The 26,663-nt window shown below is 46.7% G+C and carries 24 protein-coding genes, 1 pseudogene and 1 other annotated feature; of the genes and pseudogenes, 3 read left to right on the top strand and 22 right to left on the bottom strand.

Annotated features, from left to right (window positions below; genetic code table 11):
* Positions 1-23 precede the first annotated feature (23 nt).
* The 5 genes from GXP75_RS08870 to GXP75_RS08850 all read right to left on the bottom strand — a co-directional run bounded on the left by GXP75_RS08870 (position 24) and on the right by GXP75_RS08850 (position 5,915).
* Entirely contained in the window at positions 24-1,367 is a 1,344-nt protein-coding gene (locus GXP75_RS08870; protein WP_242556621.1) for an amino acid permease, read from the bottom strand.
* A gap of 68 nt (positions 1,368-1,435) precedes the next feature.
* Positions 1,436-1,677, bottom strand: a binding site (T-box leader).
* Between the two features lie 118 nt (positions 1,678-1,795).
* Entirely contained in the window at positions 1,796-2,821 is a 1,026-nt protein-coding gene (locus GXP75_RS08865; RefSeq protein WP_396022456.1) for a glycosyl hydrolase family 18 protein, read from the bottom strand.
* A 188-nt stretch (positions 2,822-3,009) separates the two neighbouring features.
* Positions 3,010-3,732, bottom strand: a complete 723-nt coding sequence (locus tag GXP75_RS08860; RefSeq protein WP_214916490.1) for a LutC/YkgG family protein — start codon at positions 3,730-3,732, stop codon at positions 3,010-3,012.
* Complete coding sequence (gene lutB, locus GXP75_RS08855; RefSeq protein ID WP_061570726.1) at positions 3,729-5,174, bottom strand: lactate utilization iron-sulfur protein LutB; 1,446 nt, start codon at positions 5,172-5,174, stop codon at positions 3,729-3,731. Before lutB ends, GXP75_RS08860 begins: the two co-directional genes overlap by 4 nt.
* A 24-nt stretch (positions 5,175-5,198) precedes the next feature.
* Entirely contained in the window at positions 5,199-5,915 is a 717-nt protein-coding gene (locus GXP75_RS08850) for a (Fe-S)-binding protein (protein ID WP_242556620.1), read from the bottom strand.
* 202 nt (positions 5,916-6,117) lie between these two features.
* On the opposite strand from GXP75_RS08850, the pseudogene GXP75_RS08845 reads away from it, so the two are divergent.
* Positions 6,118-6,378, top strand: a pseudogene (locus GXP75_RS08845) (SpoIIE family protein phosphatase); the annotation flags it as partial.
* Between the two features lie 85 nt (positions 6,379-6,463).
* On the opposite strand, the gene lutR reads toward GXP75_RS08845, so the two are convergent.
* A complete protein-coding gene (gene lutR, locus GXP75_RS08840) occupies positions 6,464-7,183 on the bottom strand; it encodes an L-lactate utilization/bacilysin biosynthesis transcriptional regulator LutR (RefSeq protein ID WP_061570729.1) in 720 nt (239 codons plus the stop codon).
* 232 nt (positions 7,184-7,415) lie between these two features.
* On the opposite strand from lutR, the gene lutP reads away from it, so the two are divergent.
* Positions 7,416-9,104 carry an L-lactate permease LutP gene (gene lutP, locus GXP75_RS08835; protein WP_242556618.1) on the top strand — a complete coding sequence of 563 codons (1,689 nt, stop codon included), beginning with the start codon at positions 7,416-7,418 and terminating at the stop codon, positions 9,102-9,104.
* A gap of 34 nt (positions 9,105-9,138) precedes the next feature.
* Here the strand turns inward: lutP and rpoN are convergent, their stop codons facing one another.
* Entirely contained in the window at positions 9,139-10,449 is a 1,311-nt protein-coding gene (rpoN, locus tag GXP75_RS08830) for an RNA polymerase factor sigma-54 (RefSeq protein ID WP_242556617.1), read from the bottom strand.
* A 76-nt stretch (positions 10,450-10,525) separates the two neighbouring features.
* Here rpoN and yvfG point away from each other — a divergent pair, with 76 nt between their 5' ends.
* Complete coding sequence (gene yvfG, locus GXP75_RS08825) at positions 10,526-10,744, top strand: protein YvfG (protein ID WP_214916481.1); 219 nt, start codon at positions 10,526-10,528, stop codon at positions 10,742-10,744.
* Positions 10,745-10,753: 9 nt separating this feature from the next.
* On the opposite strand, the gene GXP75_RS08820 is transcribed toward yvfG, so the two are convergent.
* The 15 genes from GXP75_RS08820 to GXP75_RS08750 all read right to left on the bottom strand — a co-directional run bounded on the left by GXP75_RS08820 (position 10,754) and on the right by GXP75_RS08750 (position 26,504).
* The gene (locus tag GXP75_RS08820; protein ID WP_242556616.1) at positions 10,754-11,725 is read right to left on the bottom strand and encodes a polysaccharide pyruvyl transferase family protein; all 972 of its coding nucleotides are present in this window, start codon (positions 11,723-11,725) and stop codon (positions 10,754-10,756) included.
* Positions 11,704-12,876, bottom strand: coding sequence for a DegT/DnrJ/EryC1/StrS family aminotransferase (locus GXP75_RS08815; protein WP_214916477.1), 1,173 nt, complete (start codon positions 12,874-12,876; stop codon positions 11,704-11,706). Before GXP75_RS08815 ends, GXP75_RS08820 begins: the two co-directional genes overlap by 22 nt.
* 16 nt (positions 12,877-12,892) lie before the next feature.
* Positions 12,893-13,531: an acetyltransferase gene (locus tag GXP75_RS08810; RefSeq protein WP_214916475.1), complete on the bottom strand. Its 639-nt coding sequence runs from the start codon at positions 13,529-13,531 to the stop codon at positions 12,893-12,895.
* Positions 13,528-14,136 carry a sugar transferase gene (locus GXP75_RS08805; protein ID WP_242556615.1) on the bottom strand — a complete coding sequence of 203 codons (609 nt, stop codon included), beginning with the start codon at positions 14,134-14,136 and terminating at the stop codon, positions 13,528-13,530. The genes GXP75_RS08810 and GXP75_RS08805 overlap by 4 nt, the downstream gene beginning before the upstream one ends.
* Positions 14,133-15,650 (bottom strand): MATE family efflux transporter, encoded by a 1,518-nt coding sequence (locus GXP75_RS08800; protein WP_242556614.1) that lies wholly within the window; start codon positions 15,648-15,650, stop codon positions 14,133-14,135. Before GXP75_RS08800 ends, GXP75_RS08805 begins: the two co-directional genes overlap by 4 nt.
* Before the next feature lie 2 nt (positions 15,651-15,652).
* Positions 15,653-16,681 carry a glycosyltransferase gene (locus GXP75_RS08795; protein WP_242556613.1) on the bottom strand — a complete coding sequence of 343 codons (1,029 nt, stop codon included), beginning with the start codon at positions 16,679-16,681 and terminating at the stop codon, positions 15,653-15,655.
* Complete coding sequence (locus GXP75_RS08790; RefSeq protein ID WP_242556612.1) at positions 16,678-17,748, bottom strand: polysaccharide pyruvyl transferase family protein; 1,071 nt, start codon at positions 17,746-17,748, stop codon at positions 16,678-16,680. Before GXP75_RS08790 ends, GXP75_RS08795 begins: the two co-directional genes overlap by 4 nt.
* Positions 17,749-17,752: 4 nt before the next feature.
* The gene (locus tag GXP75_RS08785; RefSeq protein ID WP_242556611.1) at positions 17,753-18,790 is read right to left on the bottom strand and encodes a glycosyltransferase family 2 protein; all 1,038 of its coding nucleotides are present in this window, start codon (positions 18,788-18,790) and stop codon (positions 17,753-17,755) included.
* A gap of 23 nt (positions 18,791-18,813) precedes the next feature.
* A complete protein-coding gene (gene epsG, locus GXP75_RS08780) occupies positions 18,814-19,917 on the bottom strand; it encodes a biofilm exopolysaccharide biosynthesis protein EpsG (RefSeq protein ID WP_088118011.1) in 1,104 nt (367 codons plus the stop codon).
* A 3-nt stretch (positions 19,918-19,920) separates the two neighbouring features.
* Positions 19,921-21,069 (bottom strand): glycosyltransferase family 1 protein, encoded by a 1,149-nt coding sequence (locus tag GXP75_RS08775; protein ID WP_242556610.1) that lies wholly within the window; start codon positions 21,067-21,069, stop codon positions 19,921-19,923.
* On the bottom strand, positions 21,062-21,904 hold the full coding sequence (gene epsE / locus GXP75_RS08770) for a glycosyltransferase EpsE (RefSeq protein ID WP_242556609.1): 843 nt from the start codon (positions 21,902-21,904) through the stop codon (positions 21,062-21,064). Before epsE ends, GXP75_RS08775 begins: the two co-directional genes overlap by 8 nt.
* A complete protein-coding gene (locus GXP75_RS08765) occupies positions 21,901-23,040 on the bottom strand; it encodes a glycosyltransferase family 4 protein (RefSeq protein ID WP_214916453.1) in 1,140 nt (379 codons plus the stop codon). The genes epsE and GXP75_RS08765 overlap by 4 nt, the downstream gene beginning before the upstream one ends.
* Positions 23,041-23,051: 11 nt before the next feature.
* Positions 23,052-24,872: a polysaccharide biosynthesis protein gene (locus GXP75_RS08760; RefSeq protein ID WP_214916450.1), complete on the bottom strand. Its 1,821-nt coding sequence runs from the start codon at positions 24,870-24,872 to the stop codon at positions 23,052-23,054.
* A gap of 233 nt (positions 24,873-25,105) precedes the next feature.
* Complete coding sequence (gene epsB / locus GXP75_RS08755) at positions 25,106-25,786, bottom strand: protein tyrosine kinase EpsB (protein WP_003326833.1); 681 nt, start codon at positions 25,784-25,786, stop codon at positions 25,106-25,108.
* Positions 25,776-26,504, bottom strand: coding sequence for a YveK family protein (locus GXP75_RS08750; protein WP_242556608.1), 729 nt, complete (start codon positions 26,502-26,504; stop codon positions 25,776-25,778). The genes epsB and GXP75_RS08750 overlap by 11 nt, the downstream gene beginning before the upstream one ends.
* Between the last annotated feature and the right edge of the window lie 159 nt (positions 26,505-26,663).

Raw genomic sequence — 26,663 nt, 5'->3', positions numbered from 1 at the left:
CTGCTTGAGACAAGAGTTTTTTTCTATTGATGACGTCTTCCTTTCCACACATACGCCGCTGTAATCAAAAGATAAATCGCTGCGGTAATGCAGGTAATCACAATGGATGTTGTCAAGATGACGCCTATCAGGATGGCAATTAATGAAAGGATCGCGAACCATGTGGTGTAAGGAAACCATTTCACATAATAGCTCGGCATTTCCGTTTGGTTTTTCCTTGATTTCAAATGGGCGAATCCGATAATCAGCCAAATAAATAAGACCGTATAGCCAAGAGAGCCCATTAAGTAGGTAAAGGTTTGGCTGCCCGCAAATAGAGAAATCAGTACGCCTACATACAGAAACGACGTACACATTAAAATCGCATAGACGGGAACTTTTTTCTTTGAAAGCTTGGAAAAAATCTTCGGAACCCGCCCATCCATTGCCTGCGTATATAAAATGCGGGAGGAACCGTATAAGCCGGAATTCATGGATGAGATAATCGCTAACAAGATGACTGCGTTCATGATATGATCCGCACCGGGAACTCCAACCATTTTAAACACCATGACAAACGGGCTTTCCGGAACGGAATTTACTTGATTCCACGGGATCAGGCTGACAATGATGAAAAACGGCAGCAAATAAAACGCCACGATACGTGTTAATGTGCTGCGAACAGCCTTTGGCACAACCTTCTCAGGGTTTTTGGTCTCCGCCAAGGTTACACCGATAATCTCAGTGCCGCCGTAAGAATAGATGACAACGAGCATAGCTGTGATCAGCCCGCTTGGTCCATGCGGGAAAAATCCGCCGTGCTCCGTTAAATTAGATAAGCCTACAGCTGAATGATTGCCGAATGTAAAAAATAATAGCAGTAAACCTAATATGATAAATATGACAATCACTGCAATTTTAATCAGCGCAAGCCAATACTCCGTCTCAGCAAATATTTTCACGGAAAGCAGATTCACAATCGTTACCAGAAGAGAAATCCCCAGCGCCAATGCCCATATCGGACAGTCCGGCAGCCAATACTGGAGAAAAATCGCGGCAACTACGGCCTCTGCCGCAATATTCAGCACCCACATTTTCCAATAAATCCAATCTAAAAAGTATGCCGCGTAATTCCCTAAAACAGATTGCACAAGGTCCCGGAATGTTCTGGCATTACTATTTCGAACAGCCATTTCGGCTAATCCCTGCATAATAAAAAGTAAAATAATACCTCCGATAAGATAAGCGATAATAACAGATGGGCCTGCTACATCAATCGCGGTGCTGCTTCCTTTAAATAAGCCTGCACCGATCGCTCCGCCCAATGCCATCATCATAATATGCCGCGACGTCATCGTCCGCTTTAAAGTTTGTTTGTCCTTTTCCATTTATACATGTCCTCTGCTTTCTTTTCTTTAATAAAAAAGGCCCGCCGCCTCTTTATCATACGATGAGATAAAGAGACGGCGAGCCTTTGGCTGACCGCGGTACCACTCTTGTTGATTCTTTTTGTGACAGAATCCTGCTTTTGAACCTCATAACGTAGGTTACCCGTTAAAACATAGGGAATATTCTTTCTATTCCGTTTTGTCCTACCACTCCCGGGCGAGTTCAAAGAAGAATCAGACTGCGTCGCACCACCCCGCAGCTCTCTGTTACTGATTTGGTTCTTTTACTGCTCCCGATCTATGTGTTTTATTTTCTGTTTAGATGAAACTTTATTTTCTGAATATATTAACATAATATACGTTCTTAACTTTTGTATGTCAATACTAAAAAATATATTTCTTTCGAATCAGAAGATCCATTTTTTTCATTATTTTATTCCTGCTTGAATGGCTTTCCAAAACGACGCCGATTCATGCCCTAAAGCATAGACAGAGACACCGGCGATTTTATATTGCTTTACCAGATGGCTTTTCGTTTGAATGGTTTTTTCATTTTCATACCAAACGATATGTTTATGTTTGTTTTTATCTACATAAGAGAACGTCATCGACCCTGTTTTCTTATTGTAAGCAGGCTTGGCTTTTAGCTTCTTTTTGAGGGTATTGATCTCAGTCCACTGTTTTACTGTGCTGTTTGTTTGGTCTGTCAGATCCCAGTCATTTCCGTATGAAGGAATTCCCATGACGACTTTATTCGGTTTGATTTTTTTCACTGCAAATTGTAAAGAGCTTTTGATCCAGTTTGTACTTGCAACAGAACCTGGCTCGCCCCAAATGCCATGTTCATCATAGGTCATGACTTGTACGTAATCGGCATATTTTCCGATTTTTGCATAATCGTATGGCCAGCTCCAGTCATCGCCTTTATCATCTGCACTTTTGGCAGGAACTGAAACCATTGTTTTGATTTGTTTCTTTTTTAAAGCAGCCGAGACATCTTGGATGAGGCTGGAATACTTTGATCGGTCTTTTGGATTCACCGCTTCAAAGTCGATATTAACACCGTAAAACGAATGTTTTTTCGCAAGCTTGGCCAGCTGATCGATAAAGTGTTTTCTGGCTGTTTTATTGGTCATGACGCGATTGGCTAAGTCCCCGTCAAAATCAGAAATCGCATCATTATAATTGGAAATGACTGCCCATGTTTTGATTTTATTTTTTTTCGCGAATGTAAGCTGTTTATTGGGAGCCTCCCCAATTAGATTTCCGCTTTTATCAAAGGCAAACGTATCTGTTGCGATTGAATTGAGATATTTGTGAAATTTCGTCAGCGAGTTATAAGAAGCCGTGTCCCCTGTTGTATAACCGAGGGTCATTTTCGCTGCTTTTGCTTCTGTGTTTGAATATGTAAATAGAGCCAAAGCGATGGCCAGTGAAATAACGAGCAGAAACATTTTTTTCAAGATGGTGCCTCCTCCTATATGTATATTAATATGATCGGCTATGGGTTTCTTAGATTCAATAAAAAAATAAGTTTTCCAAATCAGAGACATGCTATATCACAAAAGTATATGTTTACGTTAAAGGAGGAGGCCTTGAAATCAGCAAATAAAGGAACCCCGGCATTTGCCGGGGTTCCTTTTTATCTATCATGCACAAGGATATAGGCGGCTTTTACCGGCCCATGGACACCGACGACCAAATCCATTTCAATATCAGCCGAGTTGCTCGGCCCTGTCACATAGTTAATACATGAAGGAATGGTGACGCCCTCGGCGATATTCTTCTTGATGATGTCGCTTGCCTGCGTCATCCGCGGCACGATGCTTGATTTTGGGACAATGGCGATATAGGTGGTAGGCAGGAGACTGACGGACCTTCCTTTATCTTTGGAAGAGAATAAAACGACCGTTCCTGATTCCGCAAGCGTGATTTCGCTGAATGTAATCCCCACATTAGCTTCTTCAGCCTTGACGATATTGTCTTCGCCTTGTTTTGCATCCCATTCCCAAACCGGAATGCCTTCAGCAGGCCAATCCTGCTGAAGCAGACTTCTTAATCCATACGTTTCAAATCGCGGATCTTTCGGTATGATCACGGGGCCTCCGGAGAATCGGCTCACTTGCTCGCGAAGCGCATCATAAAGCCCCGCCGAATCAGTCTCGATTAATTCCGTATGGATTTTGACACATTGATTTTTCAGCACGCCGACCAAGTCATCCATTGAATATCCTTCATACACTTTATGCTGGGGCTGATGCGTCCATTCAGGAACGATGACTCCTTCCGTTCTTCTGTCCCGGCCGAGGCTGGATGCAATCCGATTTAAAAAGCTGTCCTGATGCTGTATGGTTCCCTTTGTCATCGCTTCTTCTCCTCCTCCTTGCTTTCGCTCTTTTCCCGATCTGCAAACCAGTCTCTGAATCTGGATTTATGCGGTGCTGGGAAATCGCGGATTTGCGTCCATTCTTTCAATGGGCCTGGGCCTTTCGAGATTTTTTCATCTTCTGTAAAAGGTGTCATCGCAGCAGGCGCCCATTTAGACCCCAATTTGTAAAGCGACTTGGAGGACGAACCGAGACCAAATGCTTTCATCGCAAGCTTTTCACTGATCGGCGCTTTGCCTTCTTTTTCGACAATATTCTGCCGGTGCTTGAGAAGCAGCTCATGCAGCGGGATTTTAACCGGGCACGCTTCCGAGCATGCAGCACATAATGTGGATGCGTAAGGAAGTTCCTTAAAATCGTCGTAGCCGCCAAGCAGCGGCGATAAGACCGCTCCGATCGGCCCTGAATAAATGGATCCGTATGAATGCCCGCCGACATGCCGGTACACCGGGCATACGTTAATACATGCCGCGCAGCGGATACACTGAAGCACAGACTGGAATTCTGTGCCCAGGATGCCGGAGCGCCCATTATCGACAATCACAAGATGAAATTCTTCCGGACCATCCGCTTCCCCTTCCAGTTTAGGCCCTGTCAGCGCGGTAATGTAGCTTGTCAGCCGCTGTCCGACAGCGCTTCTTGTCAGCATGCCGACCAACACTTCAAACTCAGAAAAAGATGGGACAATCCGCTCCATGCCCATCACTGTAATCTGTGTTTTCGGCAACGAGGTGACAAGCCTGCCGTTTCCTTCATTTGTGACAAGGCTGACCGAACCGGTATCGGCAATGGCAAAGTTGCAGCCGGTAATGCCGATGTCGGCTTCAAGGAATTTTTTTCGCAAAATACCGCGCGCGTGCATGACCAGCTCTTCCGGTTTCTCAGTATTCTCATAAGAGAGCCTTTCTTTGAACACATCACGGATTTGCTCCTTGTTTTTGTGAAGGGCCGGCGCGACAATGTGTGACGGCGGGTCATGATCATCAATCTGCAAAATGTATTCCCCAAGATCGGTTTCAACGACTTCGCAGCCTTCCTTCTCCAGCACTTCATTTAAATTGATTTCTTCTGTAACCATTGATTTTGATTTTACGATTTTTTTGCCATTCTTCTTTTGAATAACATCCCGAATATAAGAGGACGCTTGTTCCGCTGTTTCGGCAAAATAAACATGTCCACCTCTATTCGCCACATTTGACGCAAGCTGTTCTAAGTAGAAATCAAGATTTTCAAGGACATGCTGCCTGATCTCTTCTGATAAAGAGCGCCACTCTTCCCAATTCCCCAATTCTTCCGCCGCTTCAAGGCGCCTCGTCCGCAGACGTTCTTGTGCGCCTGAGACGGCGCCTCTCATAAATTGGTTGTCAAGCCCCTGTGATACCCGCTCTTTAAAAGCGTCAGTACCGATTTTCATCGCCATGACCTTTTCCCCCTCTGTATCTAGTTATCTGCTGTTTAGCACTTCGGCGATGTGCATCACTTTGACATTCTTGTCTTTTCGGCCAAGCCTGCCCCCAATATTCATCAGACAGCCGCAGTCCGCCCCGATAAGCACTTCAGCTTCTGTCTCTTCCACACACGCGACTTTTTCATCCACCATCTGTTCAGAAATCTGCGCCATTTTGACGGAAAACGTTCCTCCAAAGCCGCAGCATTTGTGCTTTCCGGGAAGTGCGGTGAACTCAAGCCCCTTCACATGGCTCAGCAGCTTCATGGGCTCCTCTGACACACCGAGCAGCCTCGTCATATGGCACGATGTATGTAAGGTCGCTTTTTTATGAAGTGTTGCGCCTACATCTTCTACCCCCAGCACATTCACGATAAAGTCGGTTAACTCATACGTTTTATCCGCAAGCCGCTGCGCTTCCTCAGCCCACTTCGGATCGTCTTTGAATAAATGGGGATATTCCCTGAACATCGTTGTGCAAGATCCCGATGGGCTGACGACATAATCTGACTCCTGAAACGACTTGATCATACGCTTCATCGCTTTTTTGGCGTCATTTACATAGCCGCTGTTGTATGCGGGCTGCCCGCAGCAGATCTGCCCTTCCGGAAAATCAACCTCACACCCCAGCCGTTCAAGCAGCTCGACCGTCGCTTTTCCAACATTCGTTTGAAACATATCGACAAGACAAGTGACAAATAGTGAGACTTTCATGATGAACCCCTCTTTCACCCTCAATATAAGATCCGGTCATCTGATGACCTGAATTTACCTCTTTACAAATATCGTACACTATTTGGACACAAAATTGAAAGGATTTTCTTCCATAAGTCTTAAAATCAGCGGAATACTAACGTTCTTTCGGCTCCTTCTAACAACTTGTGATCCTATATCATGTTAAAAACCGTTACATTCCACAAGCATCCCCATCGGTATGTATGAAGATGCTTCGTTTCAAACATACACTTTCACATACAAGCGGGGAGGCAGGCTGCTCCTTTATACAGACGGTGTAATGGGCCCTGCAGATTCAGACTACTTATCACCCATATTAAAGGATCATCGCAATATCCCTATTACAAAACTAACAGAAAAGGTTATACAATTGCTGAATCGTCAAAAAAGTGTCTATCACAAAAGCGATGATGAGTGCTTTATTTTAGTTGATTTGAAATAAATTCAAACATGAAAAAACCCATGTGATGTTGATTCTCATGGGTTTTTTCGTCTAGATACTCAATCCATATACACTCCTGAATAGGTTACGCATTTCCTTCAAAATATCCAGAAAGCACACTCTCCACATTCGTTAAGTGCGTAAGCATCGCTTCTTCCGCCTTTGCCCCATCTTGAGCATGAACGGCTTTGTAAATTCGTTCATGCTCTTCATAAAGCCGCTGAACCGTTGTCTCCTTGGAGAACAGCCAGATTTTCCGCGTTTCTCTCATCGTTTCCAGCAATAGTGATGAGACGTTGTTCATCAGATGTTTCAGCAGGTCATTTTTTGAAGCCTCTGCAAGCGCCAGGTGGAAAGCAAAGTCGGCTTTCTCGCCCAGTTCTTCGTCCGATTCTATTTCTCCCATTTCCTTTAAGGCCGCATGAATTTGCTGTAAGTCCTCTTCCGTCCGCTTTTCGGCAGCTAAGGAAGCAACACCGATTTCAAGCAATTTTCTGACCTCAAGCAGCTGTTTCACGTCTTCTTTTTTCATCAAAAGGGCGGATGACAGCGGCTGAGAGATTTGATTCGGTTCGAATTCTTTCAGATAGGTTCCTTCCCCCTGCTTCATTTCGACCAGCCCCATTGCTTTTAAGGCAGAGAGCGCCTCACGAACCGCCGACCGGCTGACTTGAAAGCTTTCGGCAAGCGCCTGAACGGAGTCGAGCTTGTCACCCGGCTTCAGTTCGCCGCTTTTCACCATATCCAATAAGGCATCTGCCACTTCTTCGTATATTTTTTTTGTTTTTATTTGTTTGTATTTCAATGCTTGTCACCTCGTAAATTGTAAGGTCTGGCTGTTTCTGCTCTATTATACTCTCTTTTAGTCTCCTTCAAAAGATTTAGACAATTTCCGCAAAAAAGTATTGTGCTTTCATTTTTTTCAAAATATAATGCTAGTTAGCTGGTCCTATTACCCAGTCATCTGATGATCATATCATATTTCGTAATCGCTTACATATAGGCCGGCTGACATTTTTTATAGGAGGGGTTTGGGGATGCAATGGACACAGATGTACACGCCTTTGGGGGATCACCTGCTTTTATCTGCCATTGCCGCGCTTATACCGATTATCTTCTTTTTCTGGGCGCTTGCGATTAAAAGAATGAAGGGGTATACAGCAGGCCTGGCAACTTTGGGGATTGCTTTAGGGGTTGCTGTATTTATTTATGGGATGCCTGCGGAGAAAGCGCTTATGTCCGCTACACAAGGAGCGGTTTACGGCATATTGCCGATCGGCTGGATCATTGTTACATCTGTTTTTTTGTATAAAATTACCGTGAAAACCGGACAATTTGATATTATCCGCAGTTCTGTTCTGTCGATTACAGATGACCGGCGGCTGCAGGCTTTGCTGATAGCATTTTCTTTCGGGGCTTTTTTAGAAGGAGCCGCCGGATTCGGAGCGCCGGTCGCAATTTCCGCCGCTTTGCTTGTCGGACTCGGGTTCAATCCGCTTTATGCGGCTGGGATCTGTCTGATTGCCAATACAGCACCGGTTGCCTTTGGAGCAATCGGCATCCCGATTACCGCCGTTGAAGGCCCGACCGGAATTCCGGCGATGGACATTTCAAAAATGGTGGGGCGGCAGCTTCCGTTTTTATCTTTATTTATCCCTTTATACTTAATTATTATCATGAGCGGATTCAGAAAAGCGCTGGAAATATGGCCGGCGATTCTTGTTTCGGGGGTTTCCTTTGCGGCTGTGCAGTATGTCAGTTCCAACTTTTTAGGACCCGAACTGCCGGATGTGCTGTCGGCGCTTGCTTCCATGGCCGCGCTTGCCGTGTTTTTAAAGTTTTGGAAGCCTAAAACGACATTCAGATTTCCCGCCGAACAAGAAGCGGCAGCCTCACTTGAAAAGCAAAAAAGCGAATCTGAACCAACTTACAGCGGCGGCGAGATTTTCAAGGCTTGGTCTCCGTTTCTGTTACTGACATTGATGATCTCGATTTGGGGAATTCCTTCAGTGAAATCGGCGCTTACCGGCCATTACGAAGGCACTGCTGTTTGGCTTAAATGGCTGAATGCAGCAGGTGAAAAGCTTACCTTTGCCCCTGGCGTACCTTTTTTGAATAACCAGATCCTACATGCGGACGGGACGCCGATTGAAGCGGTTTATAAACTCGAAGTTCTGGGATCGGCGGGAACAGCTATCCTGATTGCAGCCTTGCTTTCAAAGTTTATTACCGCGCTCTCATGGAAAAAGTGGGGGGCCGTATTTAGAGAAACCTTGCGGGAATTAAAGTTTCCCCTTCTTACCATTGCATCGGTGGTCGGCTTTGCTTATGTCACCAACTCTTCCGGGATGAGCACGACGCTCGGTATGACGCTTGCCATGACAGGTGCGATGTTTACCTTTTTTTCACCGGTTCTCGGCTGGCTCGGTGTCTTCATTACAGGTTCTGATACCTCAGCTAACCTTTTGTTCGGCAACCTGCAAAAGATAACGGCGCTTTCTGTCGGGATGGACCCCATTCTTTCCGTAGCGGCAAACTCTTCAGGCGGCGTCACCGGAAAAATGATTTCTCCGCAGTCGATCGCGGTCGCTTGCGCGGCGGTCGGCTTGGCCGGAAAAGAATCGGAGCTTTTCAGATTTACGATTAAACACAGCCTGTTTTTGCTATTGCTTGTCTGTATCATTACCTTTTTGCAGCATCATTTTTTTGCCTGGATGATTCCATAGAAAAAAATCCTCCCGTGTCCGGCATGGGAGGATTTTATTCATATCTTTTCCTGGCCGCTGAAGATGGAATGTTCATCTGGTCGCGGTATTTTGCCACTGTGCGTCTGGAAATTCGAATATTGCATTGCTCGTATAATAAATCAGCCAGCTTTTGATCTGAGAGCGGCTTTGTTTTATTCTCATTTGTGATCAGTGACTGGAGCTGTGTTTTGACAGCGTAATTTGAAGTTTCCCCGTCTCCTGACGCCTCCGCTTTTCCCGAGAAAAATGTTTTCATCTCAAACAATCCGTAAGGCGTTTGCACTGTTTTTCCTTTAATCGCTCTGCTTATGGTTGATTCATGAAGATCAAGCGCATCGGCGACCTCCCTCAGCGTCAGCGGTTTCATGCGGCCGCGCCCTTCAATGAAGAAGGGTTTCTGCCGGACGGTCAGCTCGCCGATGATTCTGGTGATGGTTCGCTTTCTTTGTGCGAGCGCACGGCTCAGCCAGCGCCATTCCTGATACTTAGACGACAAATAGGATGCCGTGTCTTGGCAGGTTCCCCCTGTTAACAGCGGCTGATAATGAGCATGCATCTGAATATCGGGGAAGGAGCGGCTGTTGAGTTTCGCTTTAATGTGCCCGTTTTTCACCGTGATAAAAATATCCGGTTCAATATAAAGGTCCGGCTCTGTTTTTCCGTGCAAAAGGCCCGGCCTCGGATTAAGCGCCGCAATCAGATCAGAAACTTCCTGAATGGTCTGAAGAGGTAAGCCCGACTTAATTGAAAGCGCTTTCCAGTTCTTTTTCGCAAATAGCTCAAAATGGTCCGCTATGATCATTTCCGCCTGGCTGTTCCGCACCGTTCGACGCTGCAGCTGAATAAGGATGCATTCCTGAAGCGATCTTGCTCCGACGCCGGCCGGCTCTAATGATTGAAGCTGTGACAGTACCGCTTCTATTTCAGCAGCCGATGCTGATATATTTTGGGCCGCAATGCTCAGGTCTTCTTCTAAATAGCCATTTGAATCTAGTGAATGAATCAGATAATTAAAAATTCTTTTTTCGGAATTTGACAGCTTCAGATCTAACGCCTGATGTGTCAGTACGTCTTGCAATGTCTTTTGAGGATCACTTAATTGGATTTCCGCTTCCTGCCCATTCATCATCTTTTTGTTTGATTTATGATAAGATAGTGGCGGCGTGTCTGTTTCCTTTCGTTCAATCAGAGGGTTTTCCAGTGAGAGCTCGTCAATATATTCGGTCAATTCAGCCGAGTTATAGCCGAGTAACGTGATGGCCTGCCGAAGCTCCTGGGTTAATTGAGGTTTTAACACTTGTACCTGCTGAAGTTTCATATCCATATGCTCACTCCCCTTTTTTCATTGTACATGATTGGCTTCACACCGTATATACTTATGAAAAGGAGATGCTTTATAGATGTCTGAACTTTTTTCCGTTCCTTACTTTATGGAAAATTTTAAACAGCATATAGAAATGAACCAATCCGAGGATAAAATTCACGCGATGAACAGCTACTACCGCTCGGTCGTATCCACTCTTGTGCAGGATCAGCTGACAAAAAACTCGGTGGTTTTAAAACGGATTCAGCATTTGGACGAGGCTTATAACAAGATAAAACGAGTCGAATCAAAATAAACCTTCCGCTCATAAATGAGCAGGAAGGTTTTCCTTTTTCCGGGCGCTTTCCCGGAGGATGCGGGCATATGGAAGCCCCTCCATCCAAGTGTGATAGTAATTGGCATTCTTCCCGTAAGAGTTGTCGATGACGGTGTTCTCTTTTTCAAGAAGAGAGGATAAGATATGCCCGTGGAGCCTTGAGGTTTCTACAGATTCATAAGCACTGAAGAAACGGATGGCTTTTCTGACAATGTATGCGGAATATTTTTCCCACATATACGCCATAGGCAGAAGATTTCCCGCTTTTTTATTCAAAACATTGAGCGTTTGAAAACAGGCGATCATCCGGCGGTCACCCGTTGACAGCACGGTATACCAGTCATAACTTTTTGTCTGCATATGTTTCTGTAAATCTTCATTCGCTTCATGGTCGGTTCTGATAAAACGCAGTTTGCGAGATGAAGAAGCTCTTGTCGGCAAAATGGGAAACAGCTGATGCGCCATGTCGGGCAGAAGCCTGATGTGGTTTCTTTTAAAAGCATTGCCGGCAATTTGATAGGAGGCCTTTTCCCTTGTGACGATGTACAAGTCAGGATGGCCTGAAAATATATCGGCAGTCTGTTTTAAGTTCTCCTCGTTTTGATAGTAAATGGATTGCGGCAGGATGACAATTCTATTATGCGGATACGCTTGAACCACCTTTTCTCTGAAATTCTGATAATACGGATATAAATCTCCGAAATTCCCGCCGCCTTGGCAGACGATAATTGTATCTTTGCTAAGCTTTCTGCCAAACGGAAAATTGTCAGGATTCCAGCGGTTTTTAACGCGAATGCCATGTTCTTTAAAAAAAGATTCTGTTCCTTTCATAATAAATAAATCCCCTACATTCCCATATAGAGGATAGTCGGCATACACAATGTGAGATTGCTTAGGAATGATCTCGAGCAGCTCAGCCAATTTCTCCTTTAAGCTGATCATTGAATGCTTGTTGTCCATGTATTCACCTCATTTTTTTGAAAAAGCTTGATCAGCAGATTAATAACACGCCCCTGCTCATCTTCTGTCATATTAGAACCGGAAGGAAGACAAATGCCGCGGCTGAATAAGTCTTCACATACGCTTTCGTTTTCTTGATGAGGATAGTATAAAGATGAAGCAAAAAGCGGCTGCGTATGCAGCGGTTTCCACAGCGGCCTCGCTTCAATATTTTCTTCGGCAAGACAATTGATCACATCATGCGGGCTCACCCCATTATCAAGCGTGATGGCGGTCAGCCAGCGATTTGAGACGCTTTCGCAGAGCTCAGGCAAAAAGCTGACGCCGTCAACATCCCCAAGTGCTTTTTCATATCTCTCAAATACGGCTCTCCTCGCTTTCACACGCTCCCCGAGCACCTCCATCTGGGAAATGCCCACACCTGCGAGGATATTGCTCAGCCTGTAATTATGTCCGACCTCGCTATGCTGGTAGTGAACGGCGGGGTCACGGGCTTGTGACGCGAGAAATCTTGCTTTCTCGATAGCGGCTTCGTCATCTGAAATCAGCATGCCGCCGCCGGATGTCGTGATAATCTTGTTTCCGTTAAAGGAATAGATGCCGAAACGTCCGAATGTGCCGCTCTGCTTTCCTTTATAGGTCGTGCCAAGAGATTCGGCGGCGTCTTCAATCACAGGAATCCCGTAGGCATCACACAAACCTATGATTTCATCCATTTTCGCGCTTTGGCCGTAAAGGTTGACCACAATCACCGCTTTCGGCAGCTTTCCAGCGCGTTTCGCTTCAACAAGGGCTCTTTCAAGCGCCGCCGGCGACATATTCCACGTTTCTCTTTCTGAATCAATAAAGACCGGTTCAGCTTGTTCGTATAAAATAGGATTTGCTGAGGCGACGAAGGTAAAGGAAGAGCAAAACACCGTATCCCCTTTTGCCACACCGAGTAAACGCAGGGCGAGATGAATCGCCGCCGTTCCGGAACTGAGTGCCGCTGCCGCTTTTACGCCGGCGCAGTCAGCCACTTTTTCTTCAAATGTATTCACGAGCGGGCCAAGCGGAGCGATCCAGTTCGACTGGAAGGCTTCTGCAATATAGTGCTGTTCCCGGCCGCTCATATGCGGAGCGGACAAGTAAATTCTTTTGTTTGCATGCATGGAATCATCCTTTGTTTTATGTTTGAATATGAGAAATAACGCGAGCCGGAGTGCCGACTGCCGTTACCTGATCCGGAATGGGGCTGATGACGGCCGCACCTGCGCCGACTACACTCCAGCGGCCGATTGACATCTCTGGAATCACCACCGCGCCGGCGCCCAGGTGCGCCCCCTCTGAAACGGCAACCGCGCCGGTAAGGGTGACACGCGGAGAAAGATGGACAAAGTCCCCGATTCTGTTGTCATGCTCTACGACAGCGCCCGTGTTAATGATGCTGTGGGCGCCGATTATAGCCCCGGCCTGAATGACCGCGCCCGCCATGACAACCGTTCCATTTCCGACTTTGGCAGACTTGCTGATCATGGCCGAGGGATGGATCAGCGAAACGAAATCTTTCTGTTCAAGTCCCAGCCTCTTTGCCAATTGCTTTCTCACGCTGTTGCTGCCGATGGCCAGCACAAATACAATGTCAGGGATAAGCCTGCGCAGTTCCTGAATAGAGTCCACGGGGCCCGTGTACAGCTCACCGCTGTATTGAAGCGCACTGAACGTATCGTCCAGAACTCCGATTAACCGGGTGTCAGTCCGGGCGCTTACAATCTCTTTGACAACCTTTCCATGTCCGCCGTCTCCAATCACCGCCACCTTGATCATAAGGACACGTCACCGCTTCCTCTGAATCGCTCCGAGGTTGCATGATCGGATTGGTGAATGCCTTCGGATATAAGAACTTTGCGCACGGTAAGGAACAGGATTTTCAAATCAAGGAAAAAGGAACGATGATCCACGTACCACACATCCAGCTCAAATTTTTTCTCCCACGAGATGGCGTTCCTGCCGTTGACTTGCGCCCAGCCCGTTATGCCGGGTTTTACTTCATGGCGCCTTTGTTGTTTATTTGTATATAACGGCAAGTACTCCATTAACAGCGGACGCGGGCCGACTAAGCTCAAGTCTCCCTTGATCACATTCCACAACTGGGGCAGCTCATCAATACTCAGCTTTCTGATCAGCTTTCCTGTTTTTGTGAGACGGACTTCATCAGGAAGAAGATTGCCTTCTTTGTCCCGTTCATCCGTCATCGTCCTGAATTTATAAAGTGTAAACGGCTTTTCGTTCAGTCCTGGCCGCACTTGTGTAAAGAAGACCGGGGACCCTATTTTCAGCCTGATGATACACATGGCGAACACGATAATAAGACTTGCACAGCACAATAAAAGAATGGCGGCCGTCAGATCAAACACTCGTTTTGCGATCAAATATTCACAGCTCCTTTCTGTTTTCTCAACCGTTTGACTGCCATTTGTCTTTCTTCTTTCGTACAAATCACACAAAAAGCGAAAACGGCATAGCAGCAGCTTACAACAAGACCGGTCGCGATCAGTGATGTCCAGCTGTCAACCTTATAGAAAAGCTGAAGCGCCATACAAACAGCCCAGGCAAACACGGCTGCTGAAAGCGGCGCAAGCGCTCCTTTATAAAACACATGTTTTTTATGATTGGTAATATAAGAGACATATAGCGGCGTGAACACGACATTTTTTAATATAAGCGCTGCCGCACCCGCAATGGTGATGCCGTACAGCCCGAGATGAGCCGGCCCGCTCAGCGTGACGGCGAGCAAGACGTTGAGCGCTCCTAAGAGCAAGGTGACAAGCGCCGGTGTTTTTTGCTTGTTATAGGCGGTCCATATATAAAAAAGCGGCATGACCGCGAGACTGACAGCCAAATATCCGGCATGAATATATAAGAGCGGCGCTAATTGCGCAAACGCGGGGCCGAGCCAGATCGTCAGAAAAGGCCCTGCCAATCCTCCCAAGAGGGCGGCCGGCAGCGCAAGAAGCAATCCATTCAGCCTGACTGCCTGGTTGGCATACTTGACCAACCCTTCCATATCTCCTTTTGAGTAATAGGAGGTAATGACCGGCGCAAAAAGAGATGCAAGCGTTCCCGCCAGGCTGCGTAAAAGCAAAGGAAACTGAATGATTGCCGCATACTTTCCGGCTTCTGAGGCGCCGAGCATCATATTGGCTGTCAATAAGTCAATCTGCAAAAACAGGAGCACCCCGATCTGATTAACTGAACTCCATGCCCCCGCCTGAAACAGCTTCTTACTCTTTTGGAACGACAAATCCTTCATTCGAAAGGAAAACCATGGAATCAGCTTTTTGAAAAAATACACCGATAATACAGCAGCAGCCCCAGCACCGACTAAGGCCGCGAGCTGAATCTGCCAAATTTCCGGGGTGAAGCATGTAAACAGAACCAGCACACAAAGCACACGGACAAGCATTTGCACCGCCTGTATCGAGCTTGAAATGTAAAGCCGGTTGGCATAAAACGGGCCGGTGGCAAATCCCGCCATGAAAAAGGTTAAGACAAACAGCACACTGCCGATCAGGATCGACAGCCGCACATCAGCCAGCAGCGCCGCCGGAACATTGATGAATCTCTCAATAAAAAAAGCCGCTCCGGTAAGCGGCAAAAACAGCAGCAGCGACAAGATAACGGAGGCTGCCAAGTAATTGCTCAAATACCCATTGGCCTCTTCCAGTTTTCCTCTATGGGCGGCGACAGAGAAGAACCGCACCACTACGGAACTGAGCGCAACCGTAATAATTGAGAAATAATTAATGACATTCTGCGTAAGATGAACAAATCCGAACGCTTCAACACCCAGCGTTTTCACAATAAAGGGCGTCATCCAGACCGACAAAAAAACCGACAGTAAAAAAGCAACAACATTGGCGCTGAAATTGATGGTAAATTTCATAATCAGCCCGCACTGCCTTTCGGTTTCCCCCGCCGATCAAAAAACAGTTTCAGAAAAAATGGCTGCCGCAATTTGCACAGGCCCAAGACAACGCGTTCGCCTTTTAATAGTTTTTTATGCCTCCACGACGTGTTTCGTACGGCTTCTTGCACCATCGCATAGGACAAAACATGCCGGATGCGTGTCTTGATCTCCCGTGAAGACTGAGACGAAGCACAGGCGTTTGCCAGAAGCATCGGAATCTGGTGCTTGCAGATATATGTCTCTAAGTCTTCCTTGCACATGTCCGTTAGACCGTGATTCTCGTAAAATGCGGTTTTTGCCATGTACTGTTTTTGTAAATTTTCATCCATAAGAGGTTTATAGGGAGCTTCCGTAAGACTTTCTGGATTTTCCCGGTACATGTACAAGCCTTCATCCAGCATTTTGACGCGCTTCGCTGAAAAAAACGCGGACAAATTGAACGGAGAGTCTTCAGCAAAGCGAATCTCCTCATCGAAAGAAAGATTCACTCTTTCCAACATCTCCCGGCGATATAAGTACCGCCAGACATACCAGATGAACCTCGATTCGTGCGCCTGTTTCAGCCGTTCAGCAATGTCCTCCCTTGTCAAAACACGCGTCGTCTCAAGCTGAGGCGGCACGTAGGTCCGCCGTTGGGAGGTTTGCTTATAAAATCCGCAGCCGGCAATATCAAGACGGTCCTTCTCCGCCTCTTCAGCAAGCCGCTGAAACATAGTTTCCGCCACATAATCATCACCGTCCACAAAACCGATATACGTGCCGCGCGCAATCTTCATTCCGGCGTTTCTCGCTGAACTTAACCCGCCGTTTGGTTTATGGATCACTTGAATCCTTGCATCCCGTTTGGCATACGCCTCTGCAATGTCGGCGGAACGATCGGGCGAACCGTCATTGACAAAAATGATTTCAATCGAAGAAAGCGTTTGCCTGAGCAGAGATTCAGCGCATTCTTCGATGAAGGACTCGACGTTATACATAGGGACGATGATGCTGACGAGCGGGGTCATTTCCCTTCACCGCTGATTTTGTTTCGCAGTCCTTTGAAATATTGGTCACGCGGAAACCCTGAATCATGCATTCCTTTTGTGAGCAGGTCTTTGACGGCGGCGGTCACCGTTTCCGGTTCCGGATGTTCCATCAGTTTCATCGCCGGAATGCTTTTCAGCCAGTCATAACCTTCCATCACTTTATGATCAAAGGAACGGATGACGACACACGGCGTTCCTGTCAGCGCGCAAAAAATCATGCCATGCAGCCGATCAGTGACAACCGCTTCTGCGCCCCGCAGCTTACTCCATAGCGATTCGAGCTCCTCTTCGCGAGAAGTGCGGTCAACCCTCCGCCCGATGGTGGTCGTAAAGGACTTTATGTCTCCGAATTCTCCAGCCAGCGCATCCTTCAGCCGGTGCCGCTGTTCTTCTCCGAGCGCGCTCTCCTGGTCCTCCCGCAAACAAATATAAACACCTTCGCGTTCAGCGCGGTGTGCGCTTTTGTCTAAGTATAAAACCATATCAGGCTGCTTCAGAATCGGTTTATCTGTAAAATGGCGCTTCATAAACTGGTATGTCGTTTCGTCTCTCGCCATAAGCAGCAGGTCCGGATGCGCGTTGTAAATTTTTTTGGCGCGCTTCAGCTCCTTGCGTCCTTTTTTCGTATCAGAAAAATGGCTTGTCGCCGGGAGCTGTACAATTTTATAGTCGCGAAATGCCTTAATGACAAAGCGGCGTGTCCATTCCTCATAACGGTATAAATCCCCCATATTTCCGCCGCCGATCATAAATACCATATCTTCCGGATGGCGCACCCGCATTAAAGCTTTCGCAGATTTATAGATATCCTTCATATCAACCTCAATGACGTCAAATTCAGGATACTCTCTTTCGATAAATGCTTTACTGGCATAGGCGATGGCATGATCGCCAAGATTGTCGTGAGACGGCAGCAAGGTTAAAATGATTTTTTTCTTATGGGCAGCCGCCTGTATCCGGTTCGTTCCCATGACAAATTGTGATGGGTATTTGACCTTAAGCAGCAGCCATTCTGCCAGATTGATTTTCCACGAATGTATCGACATGTCTTCACCCTCTGATTTTCATTTTGTGCTCAATTGCTCTTTGATATAATGCTGACGCCAAGGAGACAAACGGAACCATTTTAAGTCTCGCCAAACCAAGCAGGCAAGACCGTTTCGCATCAAAAGGCGCCGTGCCCGTTTTCGTCAGGCTTAACCGGAAGACAGGATCTCCGCATATCCGGCTGACATTTTTGAATTTCTCCCGAAGAAGCCTGTTATTGCTTCGTTTCCATTCATTCAGCAGACAAACGCTGCCATGCTGAACGATAAAAAAATCAAGCTCCTTCTGATAATCCTCCAGCTTGCCGTGCTCCATTAAAAACTGCACATTCGCCTCGTAAAGTGCCACACCGTAATCAAACAGTTTCTTCTGATAACTTTGCACGATGGAAGTCATGTGAATTCTATAGTGATACAGAGAAGCTTCAATATAGGACACTCTTTCAGAGAAAAAATGGGCCCTGAAGCTGAAAAATTGATCTTCAATATGCTCCAGTTCTCCCCTAAGCGGGAAGGAAAGCTGATGCGCTTCAATCATGGTCCTTCTGTACAGCTTATTCCACGAAAACCCGCTGACTTTTCCTTCAAACAGCGACTTCATATAGTGTTCCTTCGTTTTTTCCCGATACGTCTCGGCAATCGTTGAATGTACGGTTTTTCCCGTCTCTTCAAACTCCGCGGCATAATTACAAATGACAAGGTCAGCCTTGTCGGTTTTCGCTTTTTCGTACATTTGCAAGCAATAATCCGGCTCGACCCAATCATCCGAGTCGATAAAAGCCACAAATTCGCCCCGGGCTTCCTTGAGGCCTTTGTTCCGGACCGCTCCCAGCCCTTGGTTTTTTTGATCAATGACGCGAATTCTGGCATCTTTTTGAACGAATTCTTGAATGATACGCGGGCTGGCGTCTGTTGACCCGTCATTGACGATAATGATTTCGATATTGTCCAGCGTCTGATTGAGTAACGATGACAGACACTTCGGCAAATAAGCTTCTGTATTATAGACAGCGACTAACAGACTAACCGCAGGTGTTTCCATTTCGACCGGCTCCTCTGCATAAATTACCGGGAAAAAATCGTTCTGTACGGAAGCACAGAAGAATCAACCGGCATGAGCAAATAACTATATAAGAAATAACAAGCGACAATAGCGATATAGATCAGCGCATTCGATTTTTCATCAAAAATCCTGACAAAGTACGGAATCAGGATCATTTGGTACAGTCCGAAATAAATATTAAATCTGGCAAAGATCACGTCCTTTGTCGCCAATAATCCGAACAAAAAACCGAGCAGGCACAAATTGACGACAATATCTATGTGAGGCCACAGTTTCCGCAGCCGCTCCCGATAGCAAAAGGCCAGAAAAAGAGGCAATATCAAAACGGCAATCTTTGTGATGTTCATGCCGTTTGTATTGGTCATCAGCCACTTTTCATAATGGCTGTATGAGCTGTTTTCAAGTACAACGACAAAGACAGAAAGAAATTTTTGATATAAAAAAGTCATTCCGAGAAAAACAGCCGACAGGCAGAAAATCGCCGGCGACCATGCTTTTCTTCGTACGATAAAATAAACCGGAATCATAATCAGCGCGGATGAATGAAAGGCCGAACTGATCAGCACAATGAGAAAATACCGCTTCCAGTTCCCGCTGATGATATACTTGATCGCCCAAAATAAAACACCCGCCACCATGTATTGTCTGATTCCGTTAAAGGAGGCGTAATAATGGAATGTACCTAGAAATAAGAATACGCTCAATTCAAACGGTCTTCCGTAATCGGCAAGCGCCTTCAAGATAAAGCTGTACGTCACGGCCGCCACTGTCACATACATGATTTGCGGATCAGGCGTGATAAAATTCAAAAGCCATATGAAGGCGGTAAAGCCGGGATCAACGGCGGCTTTTCCCGCGCCGAATCCAAATATCTCCCAAATGTTTTGGTAGTCTCCCGCCAGCTGATACATGAGCCCATAGGTCTGAAAATCAGTGCCGACTCTGTATCTCAGACCGGATACAAGGACAAGCGAAGCAAGCGGGATAAACATCACGAGCTTATTCGGCCGGTAGCCCGTCGCGAGCCGCTCGTCATATCCTCCGCACATTTTCGCAAACCAAGACCAAATATATACAATTCCCATATTCACGACATACACGACCATGGCTTACTGTCCTTTTTCGCAGGTAAGATTGTAAAGATTCATTAAATAACCGACATTTTCTTGCGCGTCATAGCCGCGTTTGGCAAGAGCGGCTTTTACCAGCTCCCGATTCGGTCTGGCGGAGGCGGCAGCCCTTGACACAGCTTCCGCCCAGATCTCCGGCGGCTTTGAGAGACTGAGCCTCGTCATCAGCCCCAGACCTGCGTCCGCTTCTTCTGTGATGCCATCAGAAATCACACACGGAAGGCCGGACGCCTGCGCTTCAACCAGCACAACAGGCAGCCCTTCATATAAAGACGGCATCACAAAGACATCAAAAGCGCGCATAAGCTGGTGGATACGTTCGGCCGTGCCCAAAAAAAGCACGTGAGAACGAAGCCCCTTCCGATTGGCCTCCTCCTCTAATTGCGGCCGGAGCGGGCCGTCACCCGCAAGAACCATTTGGAAATGACATCCCTGATCCCGCAGATAGGAAGCCAGAGTCAAGAGAAACGCATGGTTTTTCTCCTCTGTAAAACGGCCGATATGACCGATGATAAGCCGGTTTAATGCGATTCCGCGCGCTTGTTTTTCCTCGTCGGCATTCGTTTCGCCGCTGGAAAACAAATCGAGGTCAATCCCATTCGGAAGCAAATGCACCTTTTGTTGTTCCATTTTTGAACGGCCGAATAAAAAGCGGCCTGCTTCTTCCCCGCAGGCACATAGCGATGTCGCGCTGGCTAATATCAGCCGTCTAAACACAAACAGCTGCATACGGCTGATCCAATTGGAACGCACCTTCCATGATGTACTGTGGGAATGGCAGATCCTGACCGGAACACCCGCAAGCTTGGCGCTGAGCGCAATGAACCCTGACTGAAAATCCGTATGGGCATGAACGGCGGCAAACGGCCCATTGTCTTCCATCACCCGTCTGACATTCCGTACAAATGTAACCGGATTGGTCTGGCCGATGCTCGGCACATAAAAAAGCCGTCCGCCTAAAGATAAAATCTCTTCATCAAAAGCGCACGGATCATCTCTATGGGTTAAAAAGTCAAATTGCACCTTGGTTCTGTCGGTCTTTCTGTATAAATTCATCACCATGGTTTCCGCGCCGCCCCTGTTCATCCCGCTTAAGATGTGGAGGACGCGCTGTTTTCCATTATTCATGTTTCACAAGCCCTTCTTTTTGATTCATCACTCTTTTTTTGTGATATCGGTTCATCACAAACGGAGGCGTAAACGCGCGGATTAAAGGCTTTGCGATATATATGTAATCAAAAATGGGGAGTTTCAGGCGGCGGCATGCCTGATACACAACCACTGCGTTGTCAATGGAATAGGTGAACGACCTCCTTTTAAAAGCGTCGCTGTCTTCTCTTACCTTATACAAGGCTTCCTGAAGATTGTAACCCGTAAATCCGGCTTCAAAGAAACGCATCCATAAATCAATATCTTCCATCCGCCGTGTGCGCCGTCCGGAGCGGTAGCCTTCAAGCGTTCGGTAGGCGCTGGCCCGCATCATGATCGTACCGTGGCAAAAAGGCGTTCCTTTTGCCATGATTCTTTTGTCCGGTGTTGCCGGGAGCATTCTCGCACCCCTTACGCCAAACTCATCAAAGGCCAGCATGCCTGTGCCGACCACTTGATAATGGGGATGTTTTTCTAAAAACGCGGCCTGCTTTTCCAGCCGACGGGAGTAAGACAGATCATCACCGTCCTGACGTGCGATATAGTCTCCTGTAGCGTAGGAAAGGCAATGATTCAGAGAAGCTGCCAGCCTCTGATTGGTTTTATTCTGAATGAGCTTGATCCGATCGCTGTAATGGGCGGCATACTGCTTCGCAATCTGAAGCGTTCCGTCGGTTGAAGCATCGTCGCACATAATCAGCTCCCAATTTTTATAGGATTGGCTGAGGATGGATTCAATGCTTTCTGCCAACGTGCTTTCACAATTGTAAATACCCATAATGACGGAAATTTTCGGTTTTACACCTGATTTCATACGCTTTTCTCCTTTTTCCCCATATAAACGGAATAAATCTCCGCCATTTCCTCAACTGTGCGTTTTTCTGAGTAATGCTCGGCGGTTTTACGGCCTTCAAGCCCTAATGTTCTTCGGAGCGCCGGCTCTTGGTAAAGCCGGTCAATGCGGTCGGCAAAAGCGGCGCTATCCCCAATATTGACTAAGAAGCCATTTTCTCCGTCGCGAATGATTTCTCTATGTCCGCGATTATTAGTGGCGATTGCCGGCTTCTCCGCAGACATGCCCTCCAGCACATTCATGCCAAGTCCTTCCCTGATGCTCGATGCCACAGACACATCACTAAGCTGAATCACCTCGTGGATATCGCGGCAAAACCCCAGAAATTGTACTTGCCTCGAAATGCCGAGCTGTTCAGCCCTGGATCGGTATGTTTCTTCCATTGCCCCTTCTCCCGCAAAAACGAGCCGCAGCTCCGGAATCCGATCTTTCAATAAAGCGGCTGCTTCAATTAACAGCTGCTGGTTTTTATTCGCATTCAGTTCAGCCGGATATATTAAAATAAAATCGCCGGCATTGAAACCGTACTTTTCCCTCAGCCGCTGTTTTTCTTCCTGGCTGACAGGCTGAAATCTCTCTGTATCCACACCGATCCCGTGTATCTTTTCCGTCATGCCGTTCTTTTTACGGAGCCCTTTCGCCCGGGCATAATCCTCTTCATTAATCGTGATCAGGCAATCAGTATAGGAAGAAAGCATTTTCTCAATCGGATAATAAAGGAGCCAGTTTTTCACCGGCGCTCCGCTGCAAAAATGAAAGCCGTGAGCCGTGTACAGCACTTTCGTTCCTTTTCGCCGCGCTTGCCTCGCCGCAAGGCGGGCAAGCACGCCTCCGACCGGCGTGTGGCAGTGAATGATATCATATTCGTTTGTTTCAATTAATTGCTTCAGCTTCTGATAGACTGCGAGATTTTGAGAGTGAAAGGGAGTTCTGTGAATCGGCATGGAAAATTTCTCATCCACATACGGAAGCCGGAGCTGGCCGCTTGCAGCAACATGCACCTTCCAGCCCATTTGTTTAAACCATTTAAAATAAGGAAGGTGAAAAGCTTTAAAATGATAGTCGACAGTAGCGCAAAATAATATCGTTTTTGCCATTTTCACCCCTCCTAATGAGCGCCCGCGGCCGCCATTTCTTTCGTTGATCCAATCGCCGCGAACAGACGCTTTCTCAGTTCTGCCTCCGAGAGGTCTTTAAAATCTTCCATAAATTCCATTAACATTGGCCAATCACCGTCAACCGCTTTACCGATATGAATTTTCGGGAAAACCTGCTCCGCATGGACTTCATTCTGATTCAGCAATTCCTCGTACATTTTTTCGCCCGGACGAATACCGGTGAACTCAATGGGTATCTGTTCGGTTGTATAGCCTGATAGATGAATCAGGTTTTTGGCAAGATCCACAATTTTGACAGGCTCACCCATATCAAGCACAAAAATCTGCCGTCCTTTTGCGAGCGCCCCTGCTTGTATCACCAGCTTCGAAGCCTCCGGGATGGTCATAAAATAGCGTGTCATCGCCGGGTGTGTCACTGTGACGGGCCCGCCCTTTTCAATTTGCTTTTTGAAAACGGGAATGACGCTTCCGCGGCTGCCAAGCACGTTGCCGAAGCGAACGGCGACAAATTTTGTCCGGCTGACTTTCCCGAGGTTCATTATAATCATTTCCGCGAAACGTTTTGTCGCCCCCATCACATTGGCGGGATTAACCGCCTTATCCGATGAAATCAGCACAAACGTCTCTGTTCCGCACATATCGGCGGCTTCAGCCACATTTCGTGTTCCGATAATATTATTTTTTACAGCCTCTTCAGGATTGTGCTCCATTAACGGCACATGCTTATGGGCCGCGGCATGGTACACTACATGCGGTTCATATTTTTTCATCACTGAAAACATTTTGTCTCGATCCTGCACATCAGCGATCTCCGTATGAAAAGTGACATGTTTACCGAAGCGTCCGATCAGCTCGGAATGGGTTGAATGAATACTGTTTTCCCCGTGTCCGAGAAGCACCACATTTTTTGGCTGAAAACCGCTGATCTGCCGGCAGATTTCCGAGCCAATAGAACCGCCCGCCCCTGTGACGACAATTGTTTTTCCTTTCACACTGTTAGAAATCTCGCTTGTATCAAGCGTAACCGGCTTTCTGCCGAGCAAATCCTCAGCCTTTACATCTCTGATTTGGCTGGCCGTCCGCGTGCCGAGCAGCATTTCATCGAAATCCGGCATGATCTTGATGCTCACCCCGGTACGCACACATTCTTTATATAAAATCTGAAGTTCATGTGTCCGAAGAGACGGAATCGCAATAATGATGTTATTAATTCTTAATTTTTGCACCGCCGGCATGATGCTTTCTTTTCCCCCGATGACGGGTACTCCCATAATCTCAAGCTTGTGCTTCGTCTGATCATCATCTATAAAGGCCACAGGCGTAATGTCAAAGTCATTTTGCTGGAGCAGCTGTCTGACCATCAGCGTTCCTCCTGATCCCGCTCCGATGATTAACGCCCGGGACGAAGAGCTCCGTTTTTTTCCCATACTTTCTTTTAACACCCTTGATACCACACGTGTTCCGCCGATAAGAAGAAGCTGCAGCATCCAGCTCACGGCCAGCAGGCGGAACAAAACCGTATGAAGCACTGCATACTGAACAATGCCGGCCATTACGGCAGACAGCGTAATTCCCTTAAGGAGGGCAATCAATTCCCCGATGCCGGTATAGCTCCACATCTGCTTATATTGATGAAACAACATGGCACACACATGGTGGCTGACGAGCAAGCTGACCGCAGTAAGCAATAATGCTCCGGAGTCATAAAATTGATAAGAATCCTCAAAAAATTGGTATCCTATAATAACTGAAAGTAAGACGAGATAAGTATCCAGCGCGATAATCATAGACAGTCTTCTCCGGTAACTCAAACTTTTCCCTCCTATAATCCATTTATCGGTTTAGCTGTGACGGCTTTTGTTTGTCAAAAACATACATAACAGCTAAACCGACAACATTTTCTAATATCTGAAATAAAAGTGGGCATTTAACCCGCCCTCACACCCCGCCAGCGACGACCAGCATCTAAGGCAGCAAGTAACATGCCCACAGCAGAGCCGAGTGCCTCCGTTGATAAAGGTCAGGAGACATCACCTAAACAAATCTAATATGAATAAAGATCCGGTTTTTTCAGTTTCTTTTTATTTAATAGAGCGCCCAAGAGCTTCGCCTTTGATTGCTCCAGAGCATCTTTTGCTTTTTGAACCGTGTCGATTTTTGTTTTTCCGCTGAGGACGACCAGCACGCTGCCATCTGTTTGATTGGCTAAAATCTGACCGTCTGCCACAGCCAAAAGCGGCGGAGAATCAAAGATAACAAGACTGTATTGATCGTAGATGTCCAGTATCAGATCTCCCATCGCTTTTGAAGATAACAGCTCGGCCGGATTCGGCGGCGTCGGTCCGCTCGTCAGGATATACAGATTGTCGATCGGTGTTTGTTGAACTGTTTCGCTGAGAGAACAGGTTCCCACCAACACGTTTGTCAGCCCGGTTACATTTTCAAGCTGAAAGGTTTCATGGATGGTCGGCTTTCTCAGATCCGCATCAACAAGGAGCACCTTTTTCTCTTGCTGGGCAAATACTGCGGCAAGATTCGCGGCGCTGAATGATTTTCCTTCGCCAGGCACAGAGGAGGTAACGAGAATCGACCGCAAATTGGTCTGGACAGAAGAAAACGCAATGTTTGTCCGAATCGTACGATACTGTTCAGCGACTAACGATTTGTTCTGTAAAACAGATATTTGAGCCAAGCCTCGTTTTGCTTTCTTTTTTCTAAAGCCCACTCGCCTCACTCCTAGAATTTTTTTTCGTTTGTCCCCGTCCCCGTCTGCCCGTTTTTATGTCGGGAACAGTCCCTAGGCAGGGCAAGCCCGTCTTCTCACTAAGCTGTCTCGCGCTTTTGCATGTGTCATCGAGAAAATGAAGAAAAAACGCCAACGTGATACCGCCCAGAACGGCTGCTCCAAAAGCCATGACCATGTTTCGAACACGGGAAGGCTTCACCATCGGACTTTCGGAAGCCTTTGCCTCGGAAATGATATGTACGCCTTTGACATTCATTCTGTCGTTCACTTCGGCTTTGAACACCTTTATTAGGGTGTTCGCAATATTAGCCGCTTCTTCCGGGCTTTCATCCTGAACCGCAACCGTAATGATTTCTGATTCATTTTCACTGCTTGTGATCACTTGTTGCTTCAGCGAGGCAGCCGTTTCAGAAAGATGCAGTTCTGCTTTGACCTTTTCCAGCACCGCCGGGCTTTTCATAATCGTTTGGAATGTATTGCTGTATTGGAGATTTAGCTGGATGTCACTGAGATTCGAGTTTTCTTCACCGTCTGATTCATGAATCAGCACCTGAGCCGACGCCTGGTAAATTGGAGAAATGATCTTATACTGCACAATACCGGCGAGCAGAGTGACTCCTATTGTGATCATCAAAATCAGTACGAATCTGCGTTTGACAATCGCGAATAATTCTTTAAAACTCATATTCTCATTCATGTTTTAATAGCCTTCAGCCTTATCACCGCAGGCTTTACGCCCCCTTCTGTTAATGATTGGATTATAAAAGAAAACACAACAATTGGAAAATTGCAAAATAGGCTATTTAGTTCTTTTTAGAGAACATTATCATTATTTTCCTCTTATTTACTGCACTTC

Origin of the sequence: Bacillus sp. HU-1818 (genome assembly GCF_022695965.1) — a bacterium.
Lineage (GTDB): Bacteria > Bacillota > Bacilli > Bacillales > Bacillaceae > Bacillus > Bacillus atrophaeus.
This window is presented reverse-complemented; position numbering and strand designations above follow the sequence as displayed.